Raw genomic sequence first — 11793 nt, 5'->3', positions numbered from 1 at the left:
GCTCTTTTTGTTTTAATCATATAGATTCATTTTCGGGCGAGGTGAAAAATTCGTCGATTTTGTCGGAGAGTAGTAATGGAATGGCTCCTTTTATAACAGAAATGTCCCAGTCCCACCATGCGAGATTCTCTAGTTTGTCAATCGTTTCTTGTGGGAAACGATATCGAACAAATTTTGCAGGATTACCAGCTACAATTGCATACGGGGGTACGTCTTTTGTAACAACGCTCCTGGCGCCGATAATGGCCCCGTTACCAATTGTAACGCCAGATAAAATACAGGATTGATAACCAATCCATACATCATTGCCGACTACGATATCACCTTTTGAAGAAGGGTGACCAGTAATATGTGCTCCTTCATCAAAAAGTGCATTAAATGGATAAGTCGTTATCCAGTCTGCGCGATGTTCACCGCCAAGTATGAAAACGACTTCTTCTGCTAATGAACAAAACTTACCTATTTTTAATTTTGTTTCATCGTTCCAAGAAAAAATGGTTGGCCCTACTTTACTATAAGTATAATCACCAATATCATATTTATTATATTCAGGTTTTTGATTTAAATATAACATGCTTCTTCAGCCTCCTTTCTCAATTAAGCGATACGTATGGAATATTATATGCAAGATGTAGTAATGTGAACTGTATTAATAGGTGAAATGAACAAAAGGGAGTGGGATGTATGCGATACGAAATGGGTTTATATAATAAACCGTTTCAGTCAATTCAATCAGGGAAAAAAGTATATGAAGTACGCCTATACGATAAAAAACGTCAACTAATAAACAAAGACGATGAAATCGTATTTACGAATCTTACGACAACAGAAATGATGACGGTAAAAGTAACGGAAATAAAGCGATACGAGAGCTTTAAATCTATGTATGAACAAATTGATAAAAAATTATTGGATTGTGAAAATGATAGTTTAGAGGAAATGTTAGAAAGTACATACAAAATATATACGAAAGAACAAGAAAAAGAGTGGGGAACAGTTGCGATTCGTATTGAGGTAATAAAATGATAAGAAATCGCGGGGCGGCTATTATTGTACAGGAAGGGAAAATCGCTCTTATAAAACGTATTCGAGAAGAGGAAATATATTATGTTTTTCCTGGCGGAGGGGTTGAGGAAGGTGAAACGCCTGAAGAGGCAACGAAAAGAGAGGTATACGAAGAATTAGGGCTACATATAAAAGTGAAGCACCTTATTGCAAAGGTAAAATATAAAGGAAATGAATATTATTATGGTGCCTATATTACAGGTGGAGTGTTCGGAAGTGGAACAGCTGAGGAATTTCAGCGGGAAGGTAAAGGAAGTTATATTCCGTTATGGCTACCGATAAACGAGTTGGAAAAAGTGAATATAAAACCTTATGAAGTGGTCGGAAATATATTTAATCATTATAAAATATAACGTCTGACAACATACAAAAAAAACCATTGACATAGGCTTCTGATTTAAGTATTGTATTCGAGTATGTTTATAATCAGGAGGTTTATATGAGCAATCAAACTACTACACATCATGTGAAAATGACAACAGCGGATCCATCTGGAATTGGTCTATTTGGATTAGCGATGGTAACACTTGTAGCATCATCTCAAAAGTTAGGCTTAACAGATGGCGTTTCACTTGTATTACCATGGGCAATCTTTTTAGGAGGATTTGCACAAATCTTTGCTTGCATTCACGATGCAAAGCATAACAATACATTCGGTACGACAGCATTTGGTGCGTACGGCCTATTTTGGTTAGGTGTTGGAATGACTTGGTTAATTCAACTTGGAGTATTTGGCGAAAAATTAGCACAAGTTGCAGATTCAAAACAGCTTGGTGTAGCCTTTATCGGATATTTGATTTTCACAATCTTTATGACGATTGGTGCAATGGAAACACATAAAGTATTATTTATGATCTTCGTCCTTATTGATTTCTTATTTATTGGTCTTTCATTAAGTACTTTAGGTGTTATGCCGCACGCAATGCATAATTTAGCAGCATATTCTGAACTTCTTATTTCATTATTATCTTTCTATGGTTCAGCAGCAGCAGTGTTAAACACACACTTCGGAAAAGTTGTTTTACCAGTAGGGAAGCCTTTTGGTATTTTTAAAAAGTAATAAAAAAGCACAGATGATTGTATAGTCATCTGTGCTTTTTTTTATTTATTCCTCTATTTGTGGGCTGTCTGAAAAATCCTGATTGGTGAGGGCTCATTAAAGTTTCACTTTATTTGAAATAAGTAATGTGAAATGTAAATAAAAGTAGAAAAAAATCAATTGAAATTGATTCTCATTATTAATATAATGAGAATGAGAATCATTTATTGTTAGAGGGGGATGCCAAAGTGGCAAAAATTTTAATAGCTTATGCAAGTATGTCAGGAAATACAGAGAGTATTGCTGATTTAATTAAAGTTAGTTTAGATGCTTTTGATCATGAAGTAGTATTGCAAGAGATGGAAGGCATGGATGCTGAAGAATTATTAGCTTATGATGGAATCATTTTAGGATCTTATACGTGGGGCGATGGTGAATTACCATTTGAAGCGGAAGATTTTCATGAGGACTTAGAAAATATAGATTTAGCTGGGAAAAAGGTAGCGGTATTCGGATCAGGTGATACGGCGTATGAACTGTTTTGTGAAGCGGTAACGATATTTGAAGAACGCCTTGTAGAACGAGGTGCAGAGCTTGTACAAGAAGGGCTGAAAATTGAATTAGCTCCAGAAGATCAAGAGGATGTTGAAAAATGCAGTAATTTTGCAATTGCATTTGCTGAGAAGTTCTAAGAATGGGAGTGTCAACGTGGAGACGATGTTAAGTGCAACTGCTATTACAAAGTTAAGAGATGGAAAACTGTTGTTAGCTACTACATATAATGGCTTATTTGTTGAACAAGACGGAGAATGGAAACGAATTTTAAATGGTTTTCAAAAACGAATTAGGGATTTACATAGCGAAGATAATGTAGTTTATGGTGTAGGTGACGAAGGGATTTTTATTCGTAGTATGAATGGTGGAGAGAACTGGACAATTCAGCGTTTTCCAACAAAAGCAACAAGTTGGAATGTATGTAGCAATGTACAAGGAACTGTTGTTGCTCATGGAGAAAAAACGCTGTATCTTTCTAATAATTTCGGTTCGACATGGGAGACTATTCATCCGTTTCTTGAGTATGGCAGTGCGGCACCGTCTATTCGATCATTATTTTTATATAAACATTACTTATTTATTGGTACGAAAATACATGCTAAGTATGGTGGTGTTTGGCTCTTTGATTTGAAGACACGTAAATTAAAGAGGATTAAAATTACAATGAATCAAATGATCTCTGCGTTGACTTTACACAATTCTTATTTAGTAGCGGCAAGTGGATCGTGCAAGGGAGTTAGCGGGAATATTTCTTATTGTAAAATAGATGACAGTATTGCGAGTGAAAAAATATATTGGCATACATGTCAAAGTGAGCAGAAAGCAAGTAGTTATTTAGACTTAAGTGTAGACCAACATGTCTTATATACAACTTCAACGCAAAATAAGGCGGGTATTAGTAGTGTGTGCCGTGTACTTCTTGATGAAGGTATTGTTACAGTATGTGATTCAGTTAAAGGGCACGGATGGCGCATTGTTAATCAAAAAGATGGTTATGTAGTAGCTGGATCAGGTGAATTAAAAGCAATGCAGTGGGAACAAAAAATAATTTAAGAAAAAACTTTACTTTTATTATATTGATATGATATAGTATGTTTAAACCATTTTACTTTTAATAATATAGAGATTTAAATGAGCTGTAACTTCCGAGGAGGATAGCAATGTTAAATCTCCTCAGGGGTTGCAGTTTTTTAATATCTGGCTTATTATTGTAAGGTGGTTGAAAATGAATATGTACATATAGGTACATTGTAGGAGGATTTTTTTCATGCAAAACGGTAAAGTAAAATGGTTTAACTCAGAAAAAGGTTTCGGTTTCATCGAAGTTGAAGGCGGAGAAGACGTATTCGTTCATTTCTCAGCTATCCAAGGCGAAGGCTTCAAAACTTTAGAAGAAGGTCAAGAAGTTACTTTCGAAGTAGAACAAGGTAACCGTGGACCTCAAGCTACTAACGTAAACAAGAAGTAATTTTTGAAAAAAGAAGGGCTCGCCCTTCTTTTTTTTTGCATTTTTATAGATATCCTCCTACTTACATATCATAACAAGACTGAATTTTCATTTATTTATTCGTAGTATTTTTGTATAAAGTACATGAATAAATAAATACTGAAAATAAAGTGTTTGTGTGAAAAGGAATTTAGAAAGAGGTAAATAAATTGAAAAACGCTACACATTTCATTGTGTTTGACATTGAGAGGAATTTCAGACCGTATAAATCAGAAGATCCGTCAGAAATAGTTGATATCGGAGCTGTAAAAATAGAAATAGGTACAATGAAGATAATTGAAGAATTTTCGGAGTTAGTAAAACCAAGTGCACGATTAACTCGTCATACAACAAAATTAACCGGTATTATGAAGAAAGATTTAATGGATGTAGAAAAATTCCCTCAAATTATAGAGAAATTTATTCAGTTTATCGGAGAAGATTCTATATTTGTTTCATGGGGAAAAGAAGATTATCGCTTTCTATCTCATGATTGTACATTACATGGTGTTGAATGCCCCATTATAGAAAAAGAAAGTAGAATTGATTTGCAAAAATTTGTTTTCCAAGCATATGAGGAATTGTTTGAACATACGCCAAGTTTACAATTTGCGGTAGAACAGCTCGCTTTAACGTGGGAAGGGAAACAGCACCGTGCTTTAGCAGATGCCGAAAATACAGCAAATATACTTCTTAAAGTGTATAGCGAGAGAGATATTAATAAGCGATACAAAAGACATGGTGAACTTGAACTTGTAAAGAACGGGAAACTAACGGAAAAAGCGAAAAAAAAGATGCGAAAATGGGTGTTTAAAGAACTAAAGAAAAATACAGAACGCCCTTTTGAATGGAGTACATTTGAAAGTAGTGACACGTGGGAAAGTATAACGGAAAGATATTATATAAGTGAAAATACAGTAGAACTTCTGAAAAAACATTTTCGTACGGCAGTGAGAAAAGCGGAACGACAGATTAGGTATTTGGCTGAGATGGAGGAGAATGTAGAGGTTAAATGATATTCTCCTCTATTTCTAGCTACATAAATTTAACATCATTATACTGATGGATGAATAAAGTATTCATATTAAATAGGAATTGATTTGTTGTGATTGGGCCATTATAATTGCTTTGAAAATTAAGGGGTGGTAAGAATTTTTAAATACATTCATAAAATTAGAGCCCATAGAAATGAAAGAGGGTAGAGTTAAATGGAAGCAATCTTTAACATTGTAACAGTTTTAGTTTTGGGGATAATATTTGCCACGCTATCAGCAGTAATTATACTTCCTTTCATAGCAAAGAATAAGAATTGGAAAAAGCTTAATATATCTTTAAAGCGTGGTGTATTAAAGATTAAAATCGAAGAGTAAAATATGAGTTTTATACAAGGGAGGTGTGATAGTGATAGACTTGGATATTAAAGACGTCACCGTACAGATGGAATTAAACGGTGTCTTTTGGAATGAGGATGGGGTTGCTGAAATGACGGTGACTACAAAAGCTGAGCATTCTCTTCTTCTTCGTTTAGTAGTTGACTTAAAAAGTAAAACTATTAGGGCGACAAGTGCCGACATAGTAAATGGATTCTGCCCTCTGTGCAAACAGAAAAAGGACAAATGTAGTGAACTTAATGACCTACAAAACAAAATAGAAATTTTAGAAGAAGCCTACGATTGGGTGAGAGAGCATCCGGAATATCGTTTTCAATTATCTTTTTACGAGTATAATAAATTTGAGGTAGTGAAGTGAAGTTTTCATTTTACCAACATACATAGTGACAACTCTAATGGAAATACGCTTGTACAACAAGGAAGGAATTTACTTGATTCTGCGACAATTGATATCTTGGATCAATAATAATTTTTAAAAATAAGCATATTTTTGTTATAAATCAGGAAAAACGATTCTATTAAGAATCGTTTTTTAATATAAACATCAACTAAGCTCAAAATAAAAGAGCGCTTGTTAAAAGCGCTCAGTAAAAAATAATTATATGGAAGTATTTATTCAATACCGCTCGGATCATACGAATACTGTTGCTTATTCTCAATCCGCTCAATCACATCCTGCAGCTCATCTGGCTTCAGAAACTCAATTGGAGAGAAGCCCTTCTCAAATGTAAGTGTATCAGCCTCAATCATTAATACGTATCGATCATTTACCTTCGCAATATGTATTTGATCCCCGAAATCAGCAAGCAAAGCCTTCACAGAGATATGATCTGCTTTTAGTTTTAATTCCACTTCAGGAGCGTGCTCGACGATTTGAGCGGTAGCTTCCATTACTTCTTCGGTTGAAAATTGTTCCATAATTTCGCGTTTCGGACTGGCAGCCCATACTTCCATCGCTTGGTCGAATTGTTCGCGTTCTTCCGTACCTTCTTCAAATACATCTTCAATTTGGTCGTATACCATGTCCATTACTTGTGTTTTCATAATTTCAGGCATAGAGCGTTCATATTCGACGAATTTTAAGAAGTCTTCAAAGTAGCGGGCATGTGATGCTTGGTGTATTTTTAGTTCGCCTACTTCAACCATACCTTCTTCAGGCATGTATGGGTATTGGATAGATTTCATATTCTTTGTTGTGATGGCCATTTCAACGTTACGAATCAGTGTCGATTCATCAGAAATAGAAGCAACCTTTGGTTCGAAGTCGCATTTCATTACGAATACAAATGGATCATCAAAGTATTTGCGTAGTTTTGCCTGAGCAATTAAAAATACACCACCGCGTACAGCGCTTGTGTCAAGATATGTATAAACGAGAGGTTCGCTCATATCTTTAAAGTTGTCCTTTGTTTCTGCAAAGCGAATACGATTAAAAAGGTTGTAATGAGGGTTTGAATCAAGTTCGTGCCCTTCCTCTACAATAAAGCGACCAATTTTTGTTGGGGCTTGTTCTGTTTTTGCATGACGTTCTACTTTTCGCTTCGATATTTTTAATAACTCACCATTCAAAAATTCTTTTAAGGAGCTATCTTCATATTCTTCAGCGTCTAAAGTTTGAAAATGTTTGTAGCGTTTATCAACTGCTTCACCTTTTCCTTCTACTTGTACAACATAAAAGGAAAGATAATTTATTTCAAAATCCATATTTATCACCTTGTTTCATTTCATTAACTCTTATCAGTATAGAGATGGAAAAAACTTTCGTCAATTTATATAAGGAAGGGGGAGCCCCTTCCTTATATAATTTTTATCTTCTCGATTAAAATCCGTCTTCTAATGCTGCGAATGGAATGTTTAGTCTGTTTTCTACTGTACGTAAACGTTGGTTTAAGCGGTTTAGTCTACGTGTATGGCGCTCAACTGTATTTTCTAGTTGACGTACTCTTTGTTCAAGCTCATTTACGCGTCTTTCTAATTGACGATTTCCAGTGCCAGGAAAAGAGATTGGAAGTTGGAATTGTCTATTTTGGTCATATGGATTCGTTTGCTCTGCTTGATCTATATAAGATTGATATTGTGCTTGTAAGTCATACTGTGGTTGTTGGTACGCATATTGATTATATGGATCATATGGATTGTAGGGATACATAATAACATCCTCCATTTCTTTAAAATAGGTTGAATTCACCATAATGTATGTGCAAAAGCGGAGCGGTGGCACGGCAAATACCTATTTATGTTGACGGGATTTTTCTTTATCCCGCATTAACGGGCAGTAAGACCCCACTGATTAAAGTTTCACTTTATAAAAAATAGCTTGAGGGTTTTTGATTTGTATTTCTTTTGCTTGATGGTATATACTGGATAAAAGAGAGAGTTTACATAAAAGTTACAATTCTATCAAACTCAAACTTTTATGTAAATATGTATAGACATTTATAAAAGAAAAGAGTAATTTATATAGAGTGAAAAATAACTTGTAACATTTTATAAACATATTGTAAAATGATTGTAACAAAACATACATAAAAATGAAATAAATACATAATAGTGATGTTGGGGAAAGGGAGAGAGTATATTGTTCCGTAAAGTAAAGGGTATATTAGTTGGGGTGTTATGTGTAGCTGTAGTGAGTGGCTGTGGTGCAAAAGTAAGTGATGTTGCATTGGTAAGTGATATTGGTGGGCACACTGTAGAGGCTAAAGCAGAAGTGCAAGATACTATTAGTTTAGTTGATGGTCGAACTGGTACTGAAGTGAAAAAATTAGATTTATCTGGTTTAGGCTATTTTGAAGATGAAGCGAAATTTAAAAAGTCTGTAACAAAGGTTGTTGGTGAGGTTGGAAAAAGCGTCGACAAAAAAATGGTTCCTTCACGTATAGCACCTGATGGAAGTTGGCAAGAAGGAAAACCTTCTTATGAATTAATGGAAAAAGAATTAGTAGATAAATTGTTAAACGTTGGTATGTGGGATGCTACGTATCAGTTGCCGATTGTGGAGAAAAAACCAGTCGCAACATTAAGTGATGCGCAAGGAAATGGTACGGTAATTGGTAGATATGAAACGAACTTAGGTGGTTCAACAGGTGGCCGTATTGAGAATATTCGTTTGTCAGCAGCGAGCATAAATGGAGTTGTGTTAGCAAAAGGAGATCGTTTCTCTTTTAATTCATTAATCGGTGATACGACACCAGATAAAGGATATCAATTAGGGAAAGAAATAGTTGATGGTAAATTAGTAGATGGATATGGCGGTGGTGTTTGTCAAACATCTTCAACTTTATACAATGCAGCAGATCAAGCTGGCCTGAAAATGGTGGAGAGAACTACACATTCTAAAACGGTAGGTTATGTTCCACAAGGAAGAGATGCTACAATTGCATATCCATATTTAGATTTAGTATTTGAAAATACGAATGATGCACCTGTGAAGCTTTATATGGGCATTCAGGGTGGAAAGCTAGTTGCTGAAGTACATAAAATGAGATAAGAGTTAAAAAGCCACCTTTTCTAAAAGTTAGAAAAGGTGGCTTTTTATTATGAAAATAAAAATGCATGTAAATTCTGACTTTTCTTATTTACATAGGATGATTTTAGTTGTATCCTTCATAGTAACGGTTATATGTAATGGGAAAATATAGGGATAAGGAGATGAAGTTATTCATGGTACAAATTCATCCGAAAACACGTATTGGTCATGTTGAATTTAAAGTGAAAGATTTAGAGCGTCAAATTGCTTTTTATGAAAATGTTGTAGGCTTAGAGGTAATTAAGCAAGAGGGAAATAAAGCATATTTATCTGGAAAAGGTGGAAAGAACGCGTTACTTGTTCTTGAAAAGTTAGAGGACGGGGTACTGCAAGAACCGCGTACGACTGGTATATATCATGTAGCCTTTTTAGTTCCGACTCGTGAAGCTTTTGCTTCTGCGCTATTTGGGGTTCTTCGTAATAAGAATGTAATTGACAGCCCGGCTGAGCAAGAAGGGCGTTATACATATTCAAATGAAATTTTACCAATTTCAAGGTTTAATAGTGCAAGTGATCATACATATAGCGAAGCTTTTTATTTGCAAGATTTAGAGGGGAATGGTATTGAAATTTATGCAGACCGTCCGCGCGATCGATGGGGAGAAGGGCCAGGAGGAAGTACACCACTTGATTTAAAAGAATTGGCAACATTCGTTGATTATGAGTTTGATGGTTTGCCTGCTAATACTGTCGTTGGGCACGTACATTTAAGAATAGCTGATGTAGAGAAATCACATGAATTTTATGTGAAAACAGTAGGTTTTGAAGTACAACAGCGTGAAGAGGATTGCTTATTTATTTCAGCAGGGGGATATCATCACCATATTGGTGCAAATACGTGGAACGGAGTAAACAATCCACACCCGCCAGTACATGCAACTGGACTAAAGGTATATGCGATTGTACTACCGCATAAAGAAGCGTTAGATGAAGTGAAAGAAAGATTAATAGAAAAACAACATGAAATAAATGAAACTACAAATGGGTTTGCGGTAGTAGATCCAAGTGGTATTACAGTGCAGTTTGAAATAGAAGCAGTGTAAAATAAGCGAGAAAGTGTATAATCACTTTCTCGCTTATTTTTGATACGTAATCCAAGTAGCACAAGGGTTAAAAGGGAAGGATTTTAATAGTTCCATTGCATATATACTAGTTGAATCGAATTCACCTTGAATGAAAGAATAGCCGTGTTTGTTTGCATACATAATTTGTTCGAAAACGAGAATTTTTAGTAATGGTAAATTGTCTGTAGTGTGAGTTCCGCACCATCCTAGTTCTAACGTATCATCCTTTTCCAATGTATGGAGGAAAGAGTACCCAATAATTTCGTTCTCTTCACTTATAATTAGAAAGCTCCCATCTAGTAACACGTCATCAGCTAAGATCTTTTCTTTCCAAGTTTCGAGAGGATATAGAGCAACGGGATTTGCTAAGTGGGTTTGCTCGTAAATGCCTTTTACTAAGTAGGCTAGTTTTTCTAGTAAGTTATTATTAGATAAGATGTTTGATAAAGTTTGTAAATGATAATTTGAATTAGGAACTATATCGATAGGAACTATTTTTTGTAAGTCTAATATTGGCATATATGTTCTTCGGATTTCAATAAACTTATTTTGTTCATAATAAGTTTTTAAATGAGCTGACGTTTCCCATATAGAAGTTTGGAATGGTAAATTAAATTGTTCTCGTTTTTGAATCTCAGTAAATAAGAATTGTTCAATACGTAGCTCTGAATAGAAAGGGTTCGTGTATATTCGAAAGTATGTGCAGTATGGATGGAAGCTACTGTTCCAGGTGAGAAAGATGCCTACTACATCTTTTTTATAGCAGGCAACATACGCACATTTTGTTTTACTATCTCGTAATAAGTTAAATAGATAAGAGTCTTCATTATATAAATCAATAAGTTGTTTTACTTTTAGCTCGTTACTTCTACTATATTTCTCTATAATAAGATTATTTTCATTAGATGGCTTCTTCATAGCTCAATCCAAAATCTTCTTACTACATTTCCATCTTCCTCAGTGAAATCATCATCACGAAGTCCACCGTTATGTAAAATCGTTTTTTCAGAAGCGGTATTCACTGCGTCGCAAACGACAAGTACTTTCTCGATGTTTAATTCCTTCGTTTTTTCTAGCGATAATTTTAATAACTTTGTAGCATAACCTTTTCTTCTTTCAGAAGGGCGAATGCCATAACCAATATGACCGCCAGCGTTAAATAAATGTTCGGTTAAACTATGACGTATATTAACAGCTCCCACAATTTTATTTTCATCTGTAACAAGCCAATATGTAGAATCTGGTACCCAAGTTTCAGGGATATTTATTCCGTTATGCGCATCGAGAAGTTCTTGAACCATAGCTGGGAAGTTTGCAGGATTTTTTGTGATAACCCACGGGATCATTGTTTCACCGCTATTTTTCCATTCGTTATAGAAATCTAAGTATTCTTCTTGTAAATCAGTAGTAGGTGTAAGTAATGAGAGGTTCATTGTTAGTAAGCTCCTTTAGTTATGTAGTTTTTATAAAAAATTATGAAACAAAGTGAAAGCGTTTTCTGAAATTTCTCAACCTAATTTCATGCAATCCACCTTTGGTTTTTTAGAAAATTAGTGAAGGTTTAAAATTAGGAGTTATTTATTTTATGTTAATATTTAAAATATTAACATAAAAAAGTCGGAGTATTAAGTGTATTTTAGTGGTATTCTTTCATGTTGATAAAT

The 11793-nt window shown here is 34.7% G+C and carries 16 protein-coding genes; 11 read left to right on the top strand and 5 right to left on the bottom strand.

Annotated elements, in window-relative coordinates:
- Positions 1-16 precede the first annotated feature (16 nt).
- Complete coding sequence (locus IBT51_RS09555) at positions 17-574, bottom strand: CatB-related O-acetyltransferase (protein ID WP_000966308.1); 558 nt, start codon at positions 572-574, stop codon at positions 17-19.
- 110 nt (positions 575-684) lie between these two features.
- On the opposite strand from IBT51_RS09555, the gene IBT51_RS09550 reads away from it, so the two are divergent.
- The 9 genes from IBT51_RS09550 (at position 685) to IBT51_RS09510 (ending at position 5894) form a co-directional block, all read left to right on the top strand.
- Positions 685-1026, top strand: a complete 342-nt coding sequence (locus tag IBT51_RS09550) for an ASCH domain-containing protein (RefSeq protein ID WP_001268359.1) — start codon at positions 685-687, stop codon at positions 1024-1026.
- Positions 1023-1418 (top strand): NUDIX hydrolase, encoded by a 396-nt coding sequence (locus IBT51_RS09545; protein ID WP_200458101.1) that lies wholly within the window; start codon positions 1023-1025, stop codon positions 1416-1418. Before IBT51_RS09550 ends, IBT51_RS09545 begins: the two co-directional genes overlap by 4 nt.
- 86 nt (positions 1419-1504) lie before the next feature.
- A complete protein-coding gene (locus IBT51_RS09540; RefSeq protein WP_000070945.1) occupies positions 1505-2125 on the top strand; it encodes an acetate uptake transporter in 621 nt (206 codons plus the stop codon).
- Between the two features lie 227 nt (positions 2126-2352).
- Positions 2353-2796 carry a flavodoxin gene (locus IBT51_RS09535; protein WP_001062759.1) on the top strand — a complete coding sequence of 148 codons (444 nt, stop codon included), beginning with the start codon at positions 2353-2355 and terminating at the stop codon, positions 2794-2796.
- Positions 2797-2812: 16 nt separating this feature from the next.
- Positions 2813-3712 carry a WD40/YVTN/BNR-like repeat-containing protein gene (locus IBT51_RS09530; protein WP_000449497.1) on the top strand — a complete coding sequence of 300 codons (900 nt, stop codon included), beginning with the start codon at positions 2813-2815 and terminating at the stop codon, positions 3710-3712.
- Between the two features lie 214 nt (positions 3713-3926).
- Positions 3927-4127, top strand: coding sequence for a cold shock-like protein CspB (gene cspB, locus IBT51_RS09525; RefSeq protein ID WP_001179150.1), 201 nt, complete (start codon positions 3927-3929; stop codon positions 4125-4127).
- A gap of 188 nt (positions 4128-4315) precedes the next feature.
- Positions 4316-5161 (top strand): exonuclease, encoded by an 846-nt coding sequence (locus IBT51_RS09520; RefSeq protein ID WP_200458102.1) that lies wholly within the window; start codon positions 4316-4318, stop codon positions 5159-5161.
- A 192-nt stretch (positions 5162-5353) separates the two neighbouring features.
- Positions 5354-5515, top strand: a complete 162-nt coding sequence (locus tag IBT51_RS09515; RefSeq protein WP_098127216.1) for a hypothetical protein — start codon at positions 5354-5356, stop codon at positions 5513-5515.
- A 31-nt stretch (positions 5516-5546) separates the two neighbouring features.
- Positions 5547-5894 (top strand): hypothetical protein, encoded by a 348-nt coding sequence (locus IBT51_RS09510; RefSeq protein WP_053563857.1) that lies wholly within the window; start codon positions 5547-5549, stop codon positions 5892-5894.
- Positions 5895-6148: 254 nt separating this feature from the next.
- Here the strand turns inward: IBT51_RS09510 and IBT51_RS09505 are convergent, their stop codons facing one another.
- Positions 6149-7240: a DUF3900 domain-containing protein gene (locus IBT51_RS09505; RefSeq protein WP_088023553.1), complete on the bottom strand. Its 1092-nt coding sequence runs from the start codon at positions 7238-7240 to the stop codon at positions 6149-6151.
- 115 nt (positions 7241-7355) lie between these two features.
- Positions 7356-7685, bottom strand: a complete 330-nt coding sequence (locus IBT51_RS09500; RefSeq protein ID WP_000283711.1) for a hypothetical protein — start codon at positions 7683-7685, stop codon at positions 7356-7358.
- Between the two features lie 429 nt (positions 7686-8114).
- Between IBT51_RS09500 and IBT51_RS09495 the strand changes: the two genes are divergently transcribed.
- Together IBT51_RS09495 and IBT51_RS09490 are read left to right on the top strand one after the other, a co-directional pair.
- The gene (locus IBT51_RS09495) at positions 8115-9026 is read left to right on the top strand and encodes a VanW family protein (RefSeq protein WP_000488980.1); all 912 of its coding nucleotides are present in this window, start codon (positions 8115-8117) and stop codon (positions 9024-9026) included.
- Between the two features lie 173 nt (positions 9027-9199).
- Complete coding sequence (locus IBT51_RS09490) at positions 9200-10108, top strand: VOC family protein (protein ID WP_197241285.1); 909 nt, start codon at positions 9200-9202, stop codon at positions 10106-10108.
- 33 nt (positions 10109-10141) lie between these two features.
- Here the strand turns inward: IBT51_RS09490 and IBT51_RS09485 are convergent, their stop codons facing one another.
- Together IBT51_RS09485 and IBT51_RS09480 are read right to left on the bottom strand one after the other, a co-directional pair.
- A complete protein-coding gene (locus tag IBT51_RS09485) occupies positions 10142-11047 on the bottom strand; it encodes a hypothetical protein (protein WP_050844392.1) in 906 nt (301 codons plus the stop codon).
- Entirely contained in the window at positions 11044-11562 is a 519-nt protein-coding gene (locus IBT51_RS09480; RefSeq protein ID WP_200458103.1) for a GNAT family N-acetyltransferase, read from the bottom strand. Before IBT51_RS09480 ends, IBT51_RS09485 begins: the two co-directional genes overlap by 4 nt.
- Between the last annotated feature and the right edge of the window lie 231 nt (positions 11563-11793).

Origin of the sequence: Bacillus sp. S71, assembly GCF_016625265.1 — a bacterium.
In the GTDB taxonomy this organism is placed as follows: domain Bacteria; phylum Bacillota; class Bacilli; order Bacillales; family Bacillaceae_G; genus Bacillus_A; species Bacillus_A cereus.
Note: the sequence above shows the minus strand (reverse complement) of the source record. Positions and strands in the feature narration are given on the sequence as shown.

What these genes read in the sequence shown, in the direction of transcription:
- IBT51_RS09555 (WP_000966308.1), bottom strand. Translation starts at nt 574, where the DNA reads ATGTTATATTTAAATCAAAAACCTGAATATAATAAATATGATATTGGT.
- IBT51_RS09550 (WP_001268359.1), top strand. Translation starts at nt 685, where the DNA reads ATGCGATACGAAATGGGTTTATATAATAAACCGTTTCAGTCAATTCAA.
- IBT51_RS09545 (WP_200458101.1), top strand. Translation starts at nt 1,023, where the DNA reads ATGATAAGAAATCGCGGGGCGGCTATTATTGTACAGGAAGGGAAAATC.
- IBT51_RS09540 (WP_000070945.1), top strand. Translation starts at nt 1,505, where the DNA reads ATGAGCAATCAAACTACTACACATCATGTGAAAATGACAACAGCGGAT.
- cspB (WP_001179150.1), top strand. Translation starts at nt 3,927, where the DNA reads ATGCAAAACGGTAAAGTAAAATGGTTTAACTCAGAAAAAGGTTTCGGT.
- IBT51_RS09515 (WP_098127216.1), top strand. Translation starts at nt 5,354, where the DNA reads ATGGAAGCAATCTTTAACATTGTAACAGTTTTAGTTTTGGGGATAATA.
- IBT51_RS09505 (WP_088023553.1), bottom strand. Translation starts at nt 7,240, where the DNA reads ATGGATTTTGAAATAAATTATCTTTCCTTTTATGTTGTACAAGTAGAA.
- IBT51_RS09500 (WP_000283711.1), bottom strand. Translation starts at nt 7,685, where the DNA reads ATGTATCCCTACAATCCATATGATCCATATAATCAATATGCGTACCAA.
- IBT51_RS09490 (WP_197241285.1), top strand. Translation starts at nt 9,200, where the DNA reads ATGGTACAAATTCATCCGAAAACACGTATTGGTCATGTTGAATTTAAA.
- IBT51_RS09485 (WP_050844392.1), bottom strand. Translation starts at nt 11,047, where the DNA reads ATGAAGAAGCCATCTAATGAAAATAATCTTATTATAGAGAAATATAGT.
- IBT51_RS09480 (WP_200458103.1), bottom strand. Translation starts at nt 11,562, where the DNA reads ATGAACCTCTCATTACTTACACCTACTACTGATTTACAAGAAGAATAC.